Below are 18361 nucleotides of genomic sequence, written 5' to 3' on the forward strand. Positions count from 1 at the left end.
GCGTGAGCATGCGCCAGTGGAACACCGGGCCGTCGACTCGGGGGAGGGGGCGGCTCAGCCACGTTGAAGGGACTCCCGGCATCTCGGCTGCGCGCACGCGGTGGCGATGGCTTCATCGCGCGGCGCGTGGGCGGGTAGGACCGCTTCCCACGGCTCCGGTGCCGGATATCGACTTTCTGAAGGCCGGTTCGAGGTCGATGTTCGGCACAGGAACGGTTGTCGTGATGTCAAGGCGGGGGATGCCGAGGCTGAGCGCGGGGGCGGCCGTGCGGCCTAGGCTGGGAGTCGCGGCGGCCGCGTCGCCGCTTGGACATCCGGAGGACGACGTGACCGAACCGCGCCTGCGCCTGATCGACGGCGTCGCGTGGGCAGACGCACCCATCCGAGGGGAGCGCACCAGGGCCCTGCTGCTCGCGCTGGTGGATGCGGGCGGGCGAGTCGTATCGGAGGAGCGGCTCGCGGACGAGATCTGGGCGGATGCGCGGCCGGAGAATCCGGTCGGAGCCCTGCAGGTCGTCGTATCGCGCGCGAGGAAGGCGACCAGCGCTGATGTCGTTGCGCGCACCGACGGAGGGTATCGGCTCGCGCTCGATCGCGATGACGTCGACGTGTGGCGCGCAGAGGCGGCGGCGGAGACAGCACGCCGCGCGCTCGCCGCTGGAGACGCCGAGGCCGCGGAGCGCGCCGCCCGAATCGTCCGCGACGCCGGGCGCGACGACGACTTCGTTCTCGGGCGGGCACTCGAGGCGCAGGGTCGGTACGCCGAGGCGCTGCCGCTGCTTCGAGAAGCCGCGGGCGATGCCGATGCGATGGCGCTGCTGCGCAGCGTCGCCGCAGTCGATGGCGTGCCTGCCGCACTGGCGCGGTATGAGCAGCTGCGCGACGATCTCGCCGATCGACTGGGTGTGGACCCGTCCCCAGAGCTGCAGGCACTGCATCGCGAGCTGCTGGCCCGCGACCGGCCCGTCAGATCCGGCATCCGCTATGAGACCAGCTCCTTGGTCGGGCGAGGGCGCGATATCGAGGCCGTCTCGGCGCTGCTGCGGCGCTCGCGGGTGACGACGCTGCTGGGGCCCGGCGGTCTCGGCAAGACGCGCCTGGCGAATGTGCTCGCGCGGGAGGCCGATCAGCCCGTCGTGCACGTCGTGGAGCTCGTCGGCGTCACAGCAGCCGATGAGGTCGTCGCGGCGGTCGGATCGGCCATCGGCGTGCGTGATTCCGTGTCATCGCGGCATGCGCTCACTCCTGCCCAGCGCTCGGACATCAGGGGCCGGATCGCGGAGCAGCTGGCGCAGGCGCCGACGCTGCTCGTGCTCGACAACTGCGAGCACGTCGTCGAGGCGGTCGCGGAGCTCGCGGCGTTCCTGGTCTCAGCCGCCTCCAGCCTCACGATCCTCACCACGTCCCGCGCGCCGCTGGCGATCGCGGCCGAGCGCGTGTACCCGCTCGGCCAGCTCGGGCAGGGCGACGCCGCCGCGCTGTTCGCGGAGCGCGCGACGGCGGCCAGGCCAGGCACCGTTCTGCGCGATGAGGTCGTGCGCTCGCTCGTGACCAGGCTCGACGGGCTCCCTCTCGCGATAGAACTGGCAGCAGCGAGGATCCGCTCGATGTCTGCGGAGGAGATCCTTCGGCGCCTGGACGACCGGTTCGCGCTGCTGCGCGGAGGCGACCGTTCGGCGCCCGACCGGCACCAGACGCTGCTCGCAGTCATCGACTGGTCATGGAACCTCCTCTCCGAGCGCGAACGGCGAGGCCTGCGCCGGCTGGCGGTCTTCCAGGACGGCTTCGCGCTCGACGGCGCACAGGCGCTGCTGGACGACGATGCGACAGACGCGGTGGCGGAGCTCGCGGCACAGTCGCTCCTCACGGTTGCCGACGCGGACGGCGCTGTGCGATACCGGATGCTCGAGACGGTGCGCGAGTTCGGGCTGATCCGACTGCGGGAGTCGGACGAGGAGCCGCAGACCCGGCTGGCACAGCGCGGGTGGGCGGTTGCGCTCGCCGATCGCACGTCGCCGCGCCTCTACGGGCCGGACCAGCTCGCGGCGATCGACGCGCTCTCCGCGGAGGAGGCCAACCTCGCCGACACCCTGCACCGCGCCCTCGGCGACGGTGACAGGCCGTCCGTCGTGCGGGTGTTCGCGGCGCTGGGCGGCCTCGGCGGCATCCGTGGCGGAATGCCCCGCATCCGTGCGATCACGGAATCGTTCGCCGAGGTGATCGACGGCTGGGAGCCGCCGGATGATCTCGTCGACGTGACGCGTGCGGCGATCGCCCTCGCGCTGTTCGCGAGTCTGATGCGCCGCACGACGCGCACTGAGCACCTGGAGCGCATGCTCGTGGCGCTCGGCGACCAGCCGGAGCCCCCGCTTCTCAACGCGATGATCGCGTTCGTGCAGTCGTTCTCCTCCACAGGGAGCTTCGCCGCCCAGCAGCGATGCGCCGCGCTCGTCGATTCGCCGCATCGGGCCGTGCGGGCGCTCGGCTGGCTGTACGTGACGCAGGAGCGGGAGAACGCGGGGCACACGGCTGAAGCACTGGAGGCATGCCGCACAGCGTTGGAGCACGTGAGTGACGACGACGGGCCGTGGGTGCGTGCGAGTGCCCTGACGATGCTCACCAGCCTGCATGGTCAGGAGGGAGACACGGTCGCGGCCGCGCGATGTGCGCGCGAGGCGCTGCCGCTGCTCGAGCGGATCGGCGCGGGTGAGGACTCTGTCCATGCCGCGGCGACGATCGCCCTCGCTGAGATCGAGCAGGGCGATCTCGAGCAGGCGGGGCGCGACGTCGAGCGGCTCGAGGGCATCGCGGGCGAAATCGGCGGCGCCGACAGGGGCTCTGCGCTGCTGAGTCGTGCGCAGCTCGCGATCGCACAGGGTCGTATCGACGAAGGCCTTGAGCTGCACCGCCGAGCGGTGGCCCGCAGCCGCGTCGACCCGTGGGATGCGTCAGGCCCAGGATCCGATGCGGTCACGCCCTGGGTCCTCGCCGCCGAATCCAGCGGGCTCGTTGCCGAAGCGCGCTACGCCGAGGGCGAGGCCGGACGCGACCTGTTCGACTCTCTCCTGACCCGCCTGCGATACCTGGTCGGTCGCGAACCCAGCGTCGGCATGTTCCCCGGTGGGTCCATCGACTTCCCGATCACCGGTCTCGTGCTGTTCGGTCTGGGGCTGTGGGCTCTGCGGCGGCAGGCTCTTCCCGCGGAGGATGCCATCCGGCTGCTCGTGCTCGCCGAGGGGTTCGGCTATCCGAGGCTCGGTGCGCCGCTGCGCTGGAAGGACGCCGTCGAGGATGCGGAGCGGGCCTCACCCGGCACGCTTGCGGGGTTCGCGGCCGAGTACGACGGTCGGCGCGGCGCGGACCTCCTGGAGGAGGCCCGCGCCGCGATCCTGCGAGTATCCGCCGATCGGTGACTCACATCTTCCGGCTGTAGGAGCGCACGGCGAGCGGTGCGAAGATCGCGACCACCACGACGCAGCCGAGCAGCGCCCAGCCGACCTCGCCGGTGATCCGGCCCTCGTTGATCAGGTCGCGGCAGGCCGTGACGACGTGCGAGACCGGGTTGACGGCGACGAAGGTCTGCAGCCAGCCCGGCAGCGTCTCGGCGGGGACGAACGCGTTCGACAGGAACGTCAGGGGGAACAGGATCATCATCGAGATGCCCTGCACGGCCTGTGCGGAACGTGCGACCGTGCCGAGCCAGCAGAAGATCCAGGCCAGCGACCAGCCGGCGACGATCGTGAGCAGCCAGCATCCCAGAACGCCGAGGATCCCGCCGTCCGGGCGATATCCCATGGCGAGGCCCGTGAGGATCGTCAGGGTCGCCGCGAGCCCGTAGCGCACGAGGTCGGCGACCATGGGGCCGGCGAGCGGCGAGATGCGCGCGATGGGGAGCGCCTTGAAGCGATCGAACACGCCCTTGTCCATGTCCTCGCGCAGCTGAGTGCCGGTGGCCATCGAGGCGGTCAGCGCCGTCTGGGCGAGGATGCCCGGGATGATCACCGGCAGATACTCTGCGACGGATCCGGAGATCGCCCCGCCGAAGATGAACGTGAACATCGCGGTGAACAGCAGCGGCTGCAGCACGACGTCGAACATCTGCTCCGGGTTGCGGCGCATCTTCATCAGTGCGCGCCATGCCATCGAGAGGGTCTGACTGATGGTGTCGCCGAGGCGAGGGCGCGACGACAGCTGGATGTCGAGGGAAACGGTGGTCATGCGCTGGTCTCCTGAGTGCTCTGGGCGCGTTCGGCGTCGTCCGCGTCGTCGGTCGGATGGCCTGTGATCGCGAGGAACACCTCATCGAGCGTCGGCTGCTGCACGGATGCCGAGGCGATCGACAGACCGACCTCGCGCAGCCGGATGAGGATGTCTGCCGCGTCGTTCGCGTCGGGCAGCGGAACGCTGAGGCCGCCGGATTCCGGGGTGGGAACCGGCTCCTCGCGTGCGACCTCCGCGACGGCGCGCAGGGCTGCGTCGAGGTCGTCATTGGATGTGAGGCGCAGGTTCAGCGTCGACGTCCCGACCGAGCGCTTGAGCTCATCCGGAGTGCCCTCTGCGACCTTGCGGCCGTGGTCGATCACCGCGATCCGGTCGGCCAGCTGGTCCGCTTCGTCCAGGTACTGCGTCGTCAGCAGGATGGTCGATCCGGATGCCACGAGCTCGCGGATCGTGTCCCACATCTGGCCGCGGGTGCGCGGGTCCAGGCCGGTGGTCGGCTCGTCGAGGAAGATGAGCGGCGGGCGGGCGATGAGTGACGCTGCGAGATCCAGGCGCCTGCGCATACCGCCCGAGAAGTTCTTGATCTGGCGCTTGGCGGCGTCCTCGAGACCGAACTTGCCGAGCAGTTCTGCGGCGGTCTGCTTCGCGTGCCGCGAGCTGAAGCCCAGCAGCCGGCCGAACAGCCAGAGATTCTCCGCCGCGGTGAGGTTCTCATCGACCGACGCGTACTGCCCCGTCACGCCGACGAGCTGTCGGATCTTGTGCGGTGCGCGCTTCACATCGACGCCGAAGATCTCGGCCTCGCCGTCGGTGATCGGAAGCAGCGTCGCGAGCATCTGGACGATCGTGGTCTTGCCCGCGCCGTTCGGACCGAGCAGCCCGAACACCTCGCCGCGACGGATCGTCAGGTCGACGCCGTCCACGGCGCGGAAGTCGCCGAAGTCCCTCACGAGCCCGCGGGCGTCGACGGCGTTCCCGCTCGTGCCCACGCGCTGCGCGTCTGTGTGCTGAAGTGTGGTCATGCCATGAGTCTGGCGGACGTCGCTTTCACGTCGCTTTCACATCGGTTTCGGCGCGTGCACGCTCGGCGGGTCGTGCTGCTCCGATGCCGGATCTCGATCACATCGCCAGCGAGTGGACCCCATCGGCGCTGATGTGCGTCACGCTGTCGACCGGGAGGGTCGTCCACCCGTGCTGATCGATGCCCGTCGACGATCCGGTCCACGCCACCGGCTGCGTGGATGCCGTGCGTCACGGGAATCGAATCGTGCAGTGCCCCAGCCATCGGAGTGGATCGCCGCCAGCGCCGCGAAGTCCGTGAGCCGGGCCGTTCCGCATGCGTCGGCCGCGGTGACTGCGGACGCCGCCGCATAGGCGATCATTCTGGACATCCTCGGCCTCGATTCCCGCGCACTGACAGTATGGATCCACTTATGATACTTTTGGATCCTGTTTGAGAGACTCGGAGTTCTATGAGATCGGTGCCGGCGGCGGTCGCCGCAACATACGCGGCGGTTGACTCGCGTGCGATGAGAATGATCGACGTCGCCCACGAGCGCAGCCGAACTCTCGGCGCGCCCAACTCGCACCACTTCAATGCCGCGGGTGCGGCGCTTCCGACGAGTTCGGTCGTCGAAGCGGTCGTCGAACATCTCCATCGCGAAGAGGCACTGGGCGGCTACGAAGCGGCGGCCCGCGTCAGGGACGACGTCGAGGGCATCTATGCCGCCGCCGGTGACCTGCTCGGCTGCGCAGCCGATGAGATCGCGCTCTTCGACAGCGCCTCCACGGGACTCCGCGTCCTCATCGACGCCGTGCGCCCGGCCGCGGGCAGTCGCATCATCGCCTCCCGCAGCACATATGTCAGCCACGCCCTCCACCTCATGACGATCTGCCGTGAGCGCGATGTCGAACTCGTGATCGTCCCTGCCGACGAACAGCGTCGCGTCGATCTGGTCGCGCTCGAGGCGCTGCTCGCCGACGGCCGGCCGTCCGTCCTCACGGTTTCGCATGTTCCGACGTCCTCCGGTCTCGTCGAGCCCGTGGCCGAGATCGGACAGCTTGCGCGCAGATACGGCGCGACGTATCTGCTGGATGCCACGCAGTCGGTCGGCCATCTGCAGGTGGACGTCGCGGCTATCGGCTGCGACGGCCTCGTCACGACCGGGCGCAAGTTCCTGCGCGCACCCAGGGGGACGGCGTTCGCCTACGTCAAGCGCTCCTTCGCGAGCGCGCTGCTCCCCACTGCCCCCGACGTGAGGGGATCCGAATGGCAGAGCGAAGGGGGGTGGGACACCACCAGCCTCGCCAGGCGCTTCGAGACCTGGGAGGCGAGCGTCGCCGCCCGGCTCGGTCTGGGCGTCGCCCTTCGCGAAGCGAACGAACGCGGCATGGCGGCGACGGAGGCATGGCTGACCGCGGCGGGTGACGACATCCGTCGCCGGGTCCGTGAGGTCCCCGGCGTCGTCCTGGCCGATCCGGAGGGCTCCCGATCCGCGATCGTCACGTTCGTGATCGACGGCATGACTTCGGCTCATGCAGCGTCGCGACTCTCCGAGAGCGGCGTGCGGGTGGTCTCGGTCCCCGCAACGCACGGACAATGGGATCTCGGGGATCGCCGGATTCCCGCAGTCGTGAGGGCGTCACCGCACGTGTACAACGACGAGGGCGATGTCGACGCACTCGTCGAGGGCATCGCGCGCATCGCCGGAGAGGTGCGCGCGTCGTGAGATCTTTCGATGCCGAGGTGATCGTCCTCGGGCTCGGCGTGCACGGCAGCGCCGCCGCCGCCGCCCTCGCGCGTCGGGGCATCGACGTCATCGCGATCGATCGCTTTGCGCCGGGTCATCGGCGCGGGTCGTCACATGGACGCACCCGGATGATCCGTCGTGCCTACCCCGACCCCGTCTGGAACGATCTCGTCCTGCGAGCCTTCGACGGCTGGCGGGCACTCGAGGAGGAGTCAGGAGCGCAGCTCGTCCATCGGACAGGGGGACTCTACGCGCATCGAGGAGAGGCGCAGCTTCAGGGGCCCGGATGCGTCGTCGTCGAGGATCCGGCCGAGATGGCGGATCTCATGCCGGGCCTCGCCGTTCCCGACGGATACCGCGCCGTCCACGATCCATCAGCAGGGGTCATCGAGGCGGAACAGGCGATGGCCGCGTTCCACGGCGTGGCCGCGGAACGCGGCGCGGACGTGCGCTGGAACACCGTCGTCGACGGGTGGGACAGCACGGGCGACGGGGTCTCGGTGCGCACCGATGCGGGAGACCTGCGCGCGCGACGGCTCATCGTCGCGGGGGGAAGCTGGATGGGAGGGCTCGTGCCGGAGCTGGCACCACTGCTGGAGGTCTGGCGCATCCTGACCCTCACCGTCCCGGCCGACCAGCCCATCGGGGAACCGCCGAACCTCGGAGCGTTCTCAGTCGATCATCCCGACGGACTCGTGTTCGGCGTTCCGGATGCCGCAGGAAACGGCGTGAAGCTCGGTATCGATGCGGGGCCGCTCTGGGATCCGGAGACGCCCGTCGAGGCCCAGACGGATGCGGAGACGGCCCGTCTGCAGGAGCTGCTGGGCGGATTCGTCCCAGGTCTCGACACAACGTCCGTCGAGTCGGCCGCGTGCCTCTATACGATGACAGCGGACAGACGCTTCATCATCGGTCCGCTCCGGCGCGCGCCGCAGGTGATCGTCGCATCCGCGTGCTCCGGCCACGGGTTCAAGTTCGGCCCTGCCATCGGTGAGGCGCTCGCCGACATCGCGACGGGCGTCATGCGCGACGACCTCGCCTTCATCTCGACCACCCGCAGGGAGCTCTGACATGACGATCGCCGTCGCCGCCCCGCACCCGGAGGCCGCCGCTGCCGGGGAGCGCGCCGCCCGATCCGGGGGGAACGCCCTCGATGCGGCTCTCGCCGCCGCCGCCATGCTCACGGTCGTCTACCCGCATCAGTGCGCGCTCGGCGGTGATCTGATCGCGGTGGTGCGTTCGCCCGACGGTGCGACGACCGCGATCCTGTCCGCCGGCACCGCCCCGGCAGCCATCGCCGAGGTCGCAGGCGGATGGACGGAGGTGCCGCGCCAGGGCGCGCACTCCGTGACCGTTCCCGGCATCATCGCCGGATGGCGTGCGATCGCGGATCTCGGAGCGCAGCATGGACTCGGCGCTGCCCTCGAGGGGGCCGCGGAAGTCGCCGATCACGGCACCTCGGTCAGCGCCGGGCTCGCCCGGGCGCTCGTGTCCCGAGCCGATGCGGTGCGCTCCGATCCCGGCCTGTGCGACATCTTCACGGCGTCGGGGGAGCTCTTGGCAGAGGGGGAGCTTCTCCGCCAGCCGGCGCTGGCTCGCACGCTTCGGGTGCTCATGGGAGATCCGGACGACTTCTACACGGGTGCCACCGCGGCATCTCTCGTCCACGCCCTGCGATCTGCTGGCGGAGTGCATACGCTCGAGGATTTCGCCGGTTTCGTCCCGGAGGTCGAGGATGCCCTGACTCACCGGATCGGCTCCACGACGTGGTATGTCGCTCCGCCGCCATCGATCGGCGCCGTGCTGCTCGGTGTCGTACACGCCGCTTCCGATGGCGCGGACTCGATCCCCTCCGGGAGCGGACTCGTCGATGCCGTGCTGCGCGGCGTCGCGACGCGCGCCGCGCTGCTCGGAGACCCCCGCACGGGCGCGGTCGACCTCGATGGGCTCCTCTCGCTCGAGACCGCGGGGTCCGGCGCCGCCTTCACCGAGCCTCGCCCCCTCGGCGACACCGCCGCGGTCACGGCGCTCGACGACGAGGGCTGGGGAGTCACCATCGTGCAGAGCGTCTACCAGACCTTCGGCGCTGGACTGCTGGATCCGAGCACGGGCGTGATCTTCCACAACCGAGGGAGTGCATTCTCCGTCGACCCGGCCTCACCGGCTGTGATCCGGGCCGGCTCACGTCCCCCGCACACCCTGTGCCCCGTCATCGTCGACGCGCCGGACGCGCTGGTCGTCGCCGGGTGCCAGGGCGGTCGTGCGCAGGCCTGGATCCTGGCGCAGACGATCCCCGACGGCACGATGCCGGAGCGACGGCTGCCCGAGATCCTCTCCCGGCCGCGCTGGGTGGTGGGCGATCGCGATCTCGGTCAGCCCGAGCTGTCCCTCGTCGCCGAACCGGGGGTCGCCTCTGACGTGATCGCGCGCGCCGAGAGGCTCGGGCTGCCGGTGGTCCGGTTCCCCGGGCCCGCAGACGAGGCAGGACATGTGCAGATCGTCAGGCTGTCCGCCGATGGGCTGGAAGCCGCCAGCGATCCCAGAGCCGACGGCGTCGGCACAGTGATCGGCTGAGAGATGACTGATATACGGGCCGCGAGGCTCGCATCCGCTACCGCAGACAGAGGAGAACCCGCTATGTCCGTCGCCAGGAACTGGACCGACCCACTCACTCCGGAAGAGATCGGCGAGATCGCTGAGCAGGTGCGGGCGGATGAGCGCATCGGCGACAACCCCCGCTTCTGGGGCATCGCCGTCGAGGAAGCACTTGCCCGCAACCTCGCTCCGGGCCAGGGTCGCCCGGTGCGCCTCGTCGTGATGAATCCGGATGCGCACGCCGCATGGGAGGTGACGGCCTGGACGAGCGGTACCGATCGCGTCGCGTCCATCTCGTCGTGGGCATCGGTGGATGCGAAACGTCCGGGAGTCTCGTCCGACGAGGCGCGCATGTTCGCGCAGGCCGCGCGCAACCATCCCGCGCTTCAGGAGGCACTGGCCAAGCGCGGCATCACAGATTCCTCGCTGGTGTGGGTCGATCCGGAGTCGATCACGGGCTTCGAACCGGAAGGCATGGAGGATCGCAGACTCTCGTGGGGCTCGGTCTGGTACCGCGAGTCGGTCGATGACAACGGCTATGCTCGCCCGATCGCCGGTCTGGTGCCGATCCTCGACCTCGAGACTCTGGAGCTCGTGAAGCTCGAGGACCACGGCGTCATCCCGCTCACAGATGAGGGCGGCAACTATCGCAGCGGCACCTGGGGGCCCGATCGCGAGGTTTCGCGTCTTGACATCGCGCAGCCGGACGGTCCTGGCTTTCAGGTCGACGGCCATCACGTGACGTGGCAGAACTGGTCGTTCAGGGTCGGATTCACTCACCGCGAAGGGCTCGTCCTGCACGATATCGAGTACCGCGACGGCGGAGCCGTCCGGCCCGTTCTGCGCCGTGCCGCGGTCAACGAGATGTACGTGCCGTATCTCGACTCCGACCCGACCGCGTACCGGAAGAACTTCTTCGACTGGGGCGAGTACGGCGCTGGGCCCCTCACCGCGTCCCTGGAACTCGGATGCGACTGCCTGGGTGAGATCCACTACTTCGATGCCCATGTGCTGGACGGGTTCGGACAGGCGAAGACGATCACCAACGGTGTCTGCATGCACGAGGAAGACGACTCGATCCTCTGGAAGCACGTGAACACGAGGACCGGCGAGGCGGATGTGCGCCGGTCGCGCCGCCTGGTGATCTCGTTCTTCGCAACCGTCGCGAACTATGACTACGGCTTCTACTGGAGCCTCTATCAGGACGGGTCCATCGAGCTGGAGATCAAGCTCACCGGCATCCTGTCGGTGTCGGGCATCGCGGATGGTGAGTCTCCTCGATACGGCCGGATGGTGAGTCCGCGCGTCCAGGCGCCGACGCATCAGCACTACTTCGCCATGCGCCTCGACACAGCCGTCGACGGTCCGCTCAACCGTCTCGTAGAGGTGCACGCAGAAGTCGAGGAGGATGACGAGCTGAATCCGTACGGCAACGCCTGCAAGATGGTGGGTACGACCGTCGCCTCCGAGCGCGACGGCGGGCGCAGCGTCGACCCGTCACGCGCCGTGCACTGGCGCATCGAGAGCGCTGAGAAGACGAACCGCTTCGGCGAGGCGACCTCCTACCGGTTGACGATGCCCAACACGACGCGCCTCTTCGCGAAGCCCGGCAGCATCGTCGAGCGGAAGGCGCCGTTCGTGTCGAAGCAGCTGTGGGCCAGCACGTACGACCCGCAGCAGCGGTACATCACGGGCGACTACCCGAATCAGGCGACGCTCGAAGCAGAGGGCATCACCGACTGGTTGACTGCCGACCGGTCGCTCGACGGAACCGAGCTCGTCCTGTGGCCGGTCATCGCGTCGCACCACCACCCGCGCCCGGAGGAGTGGCCGATCATGCCTGTCGCACGCATCGGCTTCCGGCTCGAACCCGACGGATTCTTCACCAGGAACCCGTCACTGGACGTCCCGCCGTCCGACAGCGGCGCCGGCTGCCATACGTCGGGGAGCGCGTCCTCTCATGCGCATCACGATCACGGTCAGCATCACGACCATTGACCGGTGCTGATCTCCTGCACGCGGGTGCCCTCGCGCTGACCGGTCTCGGCGCGTGCTGCACCGCGATCGGCCGACCGCGGCCGCGAGTGTGGGAGCTCGTGCTCGGCGTCCTCTCGTTTCTGGCCATGGGCGACATCGTCATCTGGCAGAGCGTCGCACCCGTGTGGTGGTGCACTGCGCTCATTGCGGGATCGTTGCTCTCGGTCGTCGCTGCCCCTGGTCGTCGCTCCCTCGCGGGCGATGAGCGGGGAGCACGGGCCATGGATGCTCTGGGCGGCGTCGTCATGGGCATGCTGGTGCTGCTGATGACCGATACGAGCGGTCAGGCACCGGGTGCGCACTCCGGCCATGGCGTGTCGGCCGGAGCCCTGACGACGGTTGTCGCGGGGGCGGCGATCGCCTATGCGGCGGCATGCGTGCTGATGGCGTTCCGGACGTCGCAGCGGATGCCGACCGCTGGGCGTCAGGCGACGACGGTCCGGCTGCGCCGAATCGCACCGCTGGCGATGGTCGCATCGATGCTGCTCATGGTGGCCGTCGTGCTGTCCTGAACCCGCCGATCAGCCTCGGAACACGGTGGAGGAGCGACGTTCGTACCAGCGGGCGATCTGTTCTCCGGCCTTGATGACGTGCTCGCGCATCTCCGCCCTCGCCGTCTCCGACTCGCCGCTCTCGAGCGCGTCGATGATCCGCTGGTGCTCGTGGAAGTTCTCCTCACGATGACGGCCGTCTTTCACCAGCAGCTGTGCGGACACGTTGCGGGGGAAGGTGTCATTGATCTCCTCGATCGACCGCGCGAGTCGAGAGTTGCCCGACAGCTCAGCGATACGGCTGTGGAAGGTGTCGTTCTCCTGACGGCTGTCCGGACCGGCTTCGGCGCCGCGCTCGCTCTCTGCCAGGGAACGCTCGTACATCGTCTGGTTCGCGACACGCAGCTCATCGATGTCGGGCTTCGCGACGCGGGACACAGCGCGCGCCGCAGCCAGCGACTCGAGCTCCGCGCGCACCTCGTAGGCGTCGCGCACCTCCCACGGCGCCGGCACCCGCACCACGGCGCCGCGATTCGGCACCACTTCGATGAGCCCACCGGTCTGCAGCTGGCGCAGTGCCTCGCGAATCGGCGTCCGGCTCACACCGAAGTCGCCTGCGAGCTCCGCCTGTCGCAGCTGGGAGCCGATGGGAATCGTTCCCGACATGATCCGTTCGCGAATCGCCGCGGCGATTCCGTCGACGAGCGCGTGTCCCGACATATCGGAAGGGAACGTGTCCTCGCTTGCCATGCCTAACCTTCCCCGCCACCCGGACGGGTCACGTGATGCGATTCGGACCATAGCAGAACGCCAGGCGCAGGAGGGCGACACACACTCATGTGTGGACAATCTCGTCATCTTGGATCCAAAAAACGTATGTTAGGATCCAAGAATGGTCGCGAATGAGGAGGCGGAGTTCACCGCCCTTGTGCGCTCGATGACCCTGGAGGCAGATGACGTGCTCTCTGTCGAACTGGAGGCCGTCGGGGGCGCAGCGCGTGCATGGGAAGCGGGGGCGCACATCGATCTCGTCCTGCCTGATGCGCCCGTCCGGCAGTACTCGCTGAGCGGCGAGCTCGGCAGCGACCGCTATCGCATTGCGGTTCTCCGGGAAGGGCACAGTCGCGGCGGCTCGAAGGGCGTGCACGAGCGACTGCGTCCGGGGGACGTGGTCACTGTGCGCGGACCGCGCAACCATTTCACGCTCGAGCCGGCGGAGGAGTACCTCTTCCTCGCCGGAGGGATCGGCATCACTCCGATTCTTCCCATGCTCCGCGCCGCCTCCGACAGCGGTGTCCTCTGGCACTTGGTCTATCTCGGCTCTGAGCGAAGGAGGATGGCCTTCCTCGACGAGATCGAACAGATCGAGGGCGGTACGGTCTCCGTGCTTCCCGGCGACGAAGGAGTGCGTGCGAACCTCCCTGAGATCGTCTCCGCGCACCCCGGCGCATCCGTCTATGCGTGCGGGCCTGAGCGCATGCTGACGGAGCTTCGGGAGCTCCTCCCCGAGGAGTCGGGGCGCCTGCGCGTCGAGTACTTCGCCGCTCCTGAGGTCGAGTACGAGCCGGGAGGAGCCTTCACCATCCGGCTCGCACGCAGCGGCGCGGAGCTCCCGGTCGAGCCGGATCAATCCGTGCTCGAGGTCATGCGCGCCGCCGGTGCGGACGTGCTGACGGACTGCGAGGAAGGGATATGCGGCAGCTGTGAGACGCGGGTGCTGGAGGGCGATGTGGAGCATCGTGACTTCGTTCTGACCGCTCAGGAGCGGTCTCGGATGGACTGCATGATGGTGTGCGTCTCCCGCGCCGCCTGTCCGCTGCTTGTTCTCGACGCGTGACGTCAATGTGGATACAATCACACAAAGATCGGATGCCAAGGGGTAATTCACGATGCTGAAACAGGAAGACAACGAGAAGATCACCCGTTCAGGCCCTGGCACCCCGCTGGGAAACCTGTTGCGGTCGTACTGGCAGCCGGTGGCGCTGGTCTCGGAGATGCCGGGCGAGCGGCCGGTGAAGGCCGTGCGCATCATGAGCGAGGATCTCGTGCTGTTCAGGAAGCGCGAGGGGTGGGGGCTGATCAGCCGATACTGCGCGCATCGCGGCGTGGACCTCTCCTACGGCCGCCACGAGGAGAACGGGATCCGTTGCCTCTACCATGGCTGGCTCTACGACGGCGAGGGCCGCTGCGTCGAGCAGCCGGCCGAACCGGAGCACAGCCAGTTCCTGGGCAAGATTCGCATCGCGAACTATCCGTGCGTCGAGAAGAACGGGCTCATCTTCGCCTACATGGGGGCAGGCGATCCGCCTCCGTTCCCCGACTACGACTGCTTCGTCGCGCCGGATGAGTACACGTTCGCTTTCAAGGGACTCTGGGAGTGCAACTGGCTGCAAGGGCTCGAGGGCGGGATCGATCCGAGCCACGTCTCCTTCCTCCACCGCTTCATCCAGGAGGACCCGCGTGAGATGTACGGCCAGCAGTTCGCCGAGGAGGTCGAGGGGACGGGCAAGAAGCTCTCGATGCTCGTCGGCGAGAGCTACCGTCCTGACATCGAAGTGGAGAGCGCCGACCACGGCCTGCGCGTGTACGCCGTTCGCCAGCTGACGGAGGACGTCAAACACGTCAGAGTGACCAACCTGCTCTTCCCCAACGCCTTCGTCGTGCCGTTCGGCAACTCGAAGGTGTTCACCCAGTGGCACGTGCCGATCGACGACGAACATCACTACTGGTACATGATCTGGTACGACTTCGCGGAGACCACGGACAAGGACGCACTTCTCCAGCAGCGGCTCGAGGGCGTGTCCCTCCCCGACTACCGCCCCGTGCGCAATCGCAGCAACAACTGGGGCTTCGACCCGCAGGAGCAGAACGAGCTCACCTACACGGGCATGGGCCTCGACATCAACGTGCACGACCAGTGGGCCGTCGAGAGCATGGGGCCGGTGCAGGACCGCACCGTCGAGCGTCTCGGCGTCTCGGACCGTGCGGTCACGGCCAACCGCCGCCTCCTGCTGCGGGCGATCGAAGCATTCGCGGCCGGAGGCCAGACGCCATCGCACCCGGTCAGCGCTGAGGAGGCGGCTGCCCTCACCGGCCCGATGGCGATGGACACGATCGCGGCCAACGAGGCATGGCAGACGCGCTGGGTGGAGCGCGAGCGCGAGCGCCGCGAGGCCTCGCCGTGGGCAGGCCCGCTGATGCGCGCGGAGGAGGCCGTCGATGCGTGAGCGCAACGTCGACGAACGCCCCGTCGCGGAGAGCGGCGGAGGCGTGTCGGCCCGTCCCATGCTGGCGACTGATCGTGATGGCTTCGTCGCTCGGCACGGTCTGTGGGACGAGTCCCAGTACGCGGCGGCGGGGCAGATGCGCCGTGTCGTGGACGAACTCGGCATCGAGATGGTGCGCTTCTCTTTCGTCGATCAGCACGGCATCCTGCGCGGCAAGACCATCACGCGCGGCGGCCTGTCTGCGGCGATGAGGTCGGGCGTGACCGCACCCAGCTCTCTTCTGCTGAAGGACACCTCGGGGCAGTCGGTGTTCTCGGTGTTCTCGGCCGACACGGGCGTCGGCGCCGACGGCTTCACGGGAGCCGGCGACATCGTGCTCGTCCCGGATCCGACGACCTTCCGTGTGCTGCCATGGGCGCAGCGGACCGGGTGGATCCTCTGCGACGTGCACTTCCCCGACGGCCCGCCCGTACCGTTCTGCACGCGCACGATCCTGCGCAACGAGCTCACCACGCTCGCGTCGCGCGGCTATGGGATGACGGTGGGCGCCGAACTCGAGTTCCACGTCTACCGCACGGAGGGCGAACCGCTCTCCGCGGAGCACATCGGCGTTCCGGGGCGGCCCGGCGCAGCGGCGAGCAGCGCCCCGACGACCAGAGGGTCCCAGCTGCTGCTCGAAGAGGGTCTCGATCGTATGCAGCCGCTTGTGGACGAGCTCTACCGCGGTCTCACGCAGCTGGATCTCCCGCTTCGTTCCATCGAACTGGAGTTCGGTCCGAGTCAGTTCGAGATCACGATGGAGGCAGGCAGCGCCGCCGAGATCGCCGACGCCATCGTGCTGTGCCGCTCAGCCGTTCGACGCATCGCTTCGGGCCAGGGTCTGCATGCGACCTTCATGTCCCGTCCGCAGGGTGCCGAAGCCGCGTCGACGGGGTGGCATCTGCACCAGTCCCTCACCGAGCTGTCCACGGGGGCGAACGTGTTCATCCCCGATGCTCCAGGCACCTCGATGTCGCTGCTGGGAGCGTCCTACCTCGCCGGACTGCTCGAGCACGCACCGGCGGCTGCCGCGTTCACCACGCCGACGGTGAACGGCTACAAGCGCTTTCAGCCGAACTCGCTTGCGCCGGACCGCATCGCCTGGGGCATCGACAACAAGGGCGCCATGGTGCGCGCCGTCGGCGGTGGCGGCGACCCCGCGACTCGCCTTGAGAACCGTTCAGGTGAGCCGGCCGCCAACCCGTACCTCTACATCGCGTCCCAGCTGATCAGCGGTATGGACGGCGTGGAGAGGGGACTGGTGCCGTCGGCTCCCACCGATGATCCCTACGGCGCGCAGGCGCAGGCCTTGCCGCAGTCACTGGGTGCCGCCGTCGACGCGCTCGACGCGGATGCCGCGTTCCGCACCGCGCTGGGGGAGGTCGTCGTCAACTGGTATGCGACCATCAAGCGAGCCGAGTTCGCGCGCTATCTTCGCCATGTCTCCGACTGGGAGCAGCGTGAGTACTTCGACATCTTCTGACCGAAAGGCGATGACTCCGTGAGCATCAGAGGCACCGTGCAGGCCCTGCCCGACTACGAGCCGTTCTTCCTCGCCGGAGAGTGGATCGCCCAAGAGGGACGGGAAACCCATGAGGTGACGGATCCCGCGACCGGGGAGGTGCTCTCCACCGTCGCGCAGGCATCGTCCGCCGACATCGATCGTGCCGTCGCCGTTGCGGCGCAGGTGCACGCAGACGGCACGTGGCGGGGCATGGCACCGCTCGAGCGCGCCAGGATCCTCCAACGGGTCGCCGACCTCATCGAGGAGGAGCTGGAGGAGATCGCGATCCTGGAGACCCGTGACAACGGCAAACCGATTGAGCGCTCTCGCGCAGACGTGGCGAACGCAGCTCGCACCTTCCGGCACTTCGCCGGAGCGCCTTCGCGCATCGGCGGCACGGTGATCCCGATCGACGGAGGTGCGCACCACGTCTACACGACGCTGGAGCCGGTGGGACCGGTGGCCGTCATCCTGCCGTGGAACTTCCCGTTCATGACGGCGTCGTTCAAACTCGCCCCGGCGCTCGCCGCAGGATGCCCGGTGATCGCCAAGCCCGCCTCGTACACGCCGCTTTCGATCCTCAGGCTGGCGGCCATCCTGGAACGTGCAGGGGTGCCGGAGGGCGTGGTGAGCGTGCTGACGGGTGACAGGCGGATCGGTGCGGCGCTCACCGAGCACCCTGGCATCGCGAAGATCACGTTCACCGGCTCGACCGAGGTGGGGCGCACCGTGGCGCACGCGGCGGCAGAGGAGTTCACGCGGGTGACGCTGGAGCTCGGCGGGAAGAATCCGAACATCGTCTTCGAGGACGCCGATCTCGATGCCGCTGTGGTGATGGCCATGCGTGCATCCTTCGGGCACTCGGGGCAGATGTGCACGGCAGGCAGCCGGCTCCTGGTGCAGCGCTCGGTGCTCGCCGATGTCAACGAGCGTCTGGCGGCCGCGGTGCGCAAGGTGCCGATGGGCGATGGTCTCGACGGCGGCATCACCGTCGGGCCTGTCGTGTCCGCCCAGCAGCGCGACAGTGTGCTGGACTACATCCGGACGGGCGTCGACGAGGGCGCGACGCTCGTCGTCGGCGGGGGCACGCGCGCACCCGGCTACTACGTGGAGCCGACGCTGTTCACGGACGTCACCAACGACATGACGATCGCGCGCGAGGAGATCTTCGGGCCGGTCGTGGGAGTCATCCCCTTCGATGACGAAGCGGACGCCGTCCGCATCGCGAACGATACGCCGTACGGCCTGGCCGCGGGGGTATGGACCAGGGATCTCGGCCGGGCTCACCGCATGGCGCAGGCGCTCGACGTCGGAACGGTGTGGGTCAACACCTACAACGTCTTCGACCCTGCGCTGTCGTTCGGAGGCGTCGGAGTCTCCGGCGTCGGCCGCGACCTGGGCGACGAGGGGCTGCGTGGCTTCCTGGAGCCGAAGAGCGTCGTGATGGCTGTTCCGGAGGTCTGAGCCGTGCACGCAGTCGAACGTGGTCGGCAGAGG

13 protein-coding genes are annotated in these 18361 nt (G+C 68.7%); 10 read left to right on the forward strand and 3 right to left on the reverse strand.

Features of this window, described 5'->3' with window-relative positions; genetic code table 11:
- The first annotated feature begins 326 nt into the window (after nucleotides 1-326).
- Complete coding sequence (locus DZG09_RS03495; protein ID WP_205529041.1) at nucleotides 327-3413, forward strand: ATP-binding protein; 3087 nt, start codon at nucleotides 327-329, stop codon at nucleotides 3411-3413.
- 1 nt (nucleotide 3414) lies between these two features.
- Here the strand turns inward: DZG09_RS03495 and DZG09_RS03500 are convergent, their stop codons facing one another.
- Both DZG09_RS03500 and DZG09_RS03505 read right to left on the reverse strand, forming a co-directional pair.
- Nucleotides 3415-4218 carry an ABC transporter permease gene (locus DZG09_RS03500; RefSeq protein WP_119696307.1) on the reverse strand — a complete coding sequence of 268 codons (804 nt, stop codon included), beginning with the start codon at nucleotides 4216-4218 and terminating at the stop codon, nucleotides 3415-3417.
- Nucleotides 4215-5243, reverse strand: coding sequence for an ATP-binding cassette domain-containing protein (locus DZG09_RS03505; RefSeq protein WP_119696308.1), 1029 nt, complete (start codon nucleotides 5241-5243; stop codon nucleotides 4215-4217). The genes DZG09_RS03500 and DZG09_RS03505 overlap by 4 nt, the downstream gene beginning before the upstream one ends.
- A gap of 507 nt (nucleotides 5244-5750) precedes the next feature.
- Here DZG09_RS03505 and DZG09_RS03510 point away from each other — a divergent pair.
- From DZG09_RS03510 to DZG09_RS03530, 5 genes are all read left to right on the forward strand, one after another.
- Entirely contained in the window at nucleotides 5751-6950 is a 1200-nt protein-coding gene (locus tag DZG09_RS03510; RefSeq protein WP_162893135.1) for an aminotransferase class V-fold PLP-dependent enzyme, read from the forward strand.
- On the forward strand, nucleotides 6947-8041 hold the full coding sequence (gene solA, locus DZG09_RS03515; RefSeq protein WP_162893136.1) for an N-methyl-L-tryptophan oxidase: 1095 nt from the start codon (nucleotides 6947-6949) through the stop codon (nucleotides 8039-8041). Before DZG09_RS03510 ends, solA begins: the two co-directional genes overlap by 4 nt.
- A 1-nt stretch (nucleotide 8042) precedes the next feature.
- Nucleotides 8043-9545, forward strand: a complete 1503-nt coding sequence (locus tag DZG09_RS03520) for a gamma-glutamyltransferase (protein WP_119696310.1) — start codon at nucleotides 8043-8045, stop codon at nucleotides 9543-9545.
- A 63-nt stretch (nucleotides 9546-9608) separates the two neighbouring features.
- Nucleotides 9609-11564 (forward strand): primary-amine oxidase, encoded by a 1956-nt coding sequence (locus DZG09_RS03525; RefSeq protein WP_162893137.1) that lies wholly within the window; start codon nucleotides 9609-9611, stop codon nucleotides 11562-11564.
- Complete coding sequence (locus DZG09_RS03530; RefSeq protein WP_119696312.1) at nucleotides 11561-12115, forward strand: hypothetical protein; 555 nt, start codon at nucleotides 11561-11563, stop codon at nucleotides 12113-12115. Before DZG09_RS03525 ends, DZG09_RS03530 begins: the two co-directional genes overlap by 4 nt.
- 9 nt (nucleotides 12116-12124) lie before the next feature.
- On the opposite strand, the gene DZG09_RS03535 is transcribed toward DZG09_RS03530, so the two are convergent.
- The gene (locus DZG09_RS03535; protein WP_205529042.1) at nucleotides 12125-12844 is read right to left on the reverse strand and encodes a GntR family transcriptional regulator; all 720 of its coding nucleotides are present in this window, start codon (nucleotides 12842-12844) and stop codon (nucleotides 12125-12127) included.
- Nucleotides 12845-12986: 142 nt separating this feature from the next.
- Between DZG09_RS03535 and DZG09_RS03540 the strand changes: the two genes are divergently transcribed.
- The 4 genes from DZG09_RS03540 to DZG09_RS03555 are packed head-to-tail and all read left to right on the forward strand — an operon-like array spanning nucleotide 12987 to nucleotide 18328.
- Nucleotides 12987-13931 (forward strand): PDR/VanB family oxidoreductase, encoded by a 945-nt coding sequence (locus tag DZG09_RS03540; RefSeq protein WP_205529043.1) that lies wholly within the window; start codon nucleotides 12987-12989, stop codon nucleotides 13929-13931.
- Between the two features lie 52 nt (nucleotides 13932-13983).
- Entirely contained in the window at nucleotides 13984-15321 is a 1338-nt protein-coding gene (locus DZG09_RS03545) for a Rieske 2Fe-2S domain-containing protein (RefSeq protein ID WP_119696313.1), read from the forward strand.
- A complete protein-coding gene (locus DZG09_RS03550) occupies nucleotides 15314-16843 on the forward strand; it encodes a glutamine synthetase family protein (protein ID WP_119696314.1) in 1530 nt (509 codons plus the stop codon). Before DZG09_RS03545 ends, DZG09_RS03550 begins: the two co-directional genes overlap by 8 nt.
- A gap of 18 nt (nucleotides 16844-16861) precedes the next feature.
- Nucleotides 16862-18328: an aldehyde dehydrogenase family protein gene (locus DZG09_RS03555; RefSeq protein ID WP_205529044.1), complete on the forward strand. Its 1467-nt coding sequence runs from the start codon at nucleotides 16862-16864 to the stop codon at nucleotides 18326-18328.
- Nucleotides 18329-18361 lie beyond the last annotated feature (33 nt).

Source organism: Microbacterium halotolerans, from assembly GCF_003569805.1.
GTDB lineage: Bacteria > Actinomycetota > Actinomycetes > Actinomycetales > Microbacteriaceae > Microbacterium > Microbacterium halotolerans.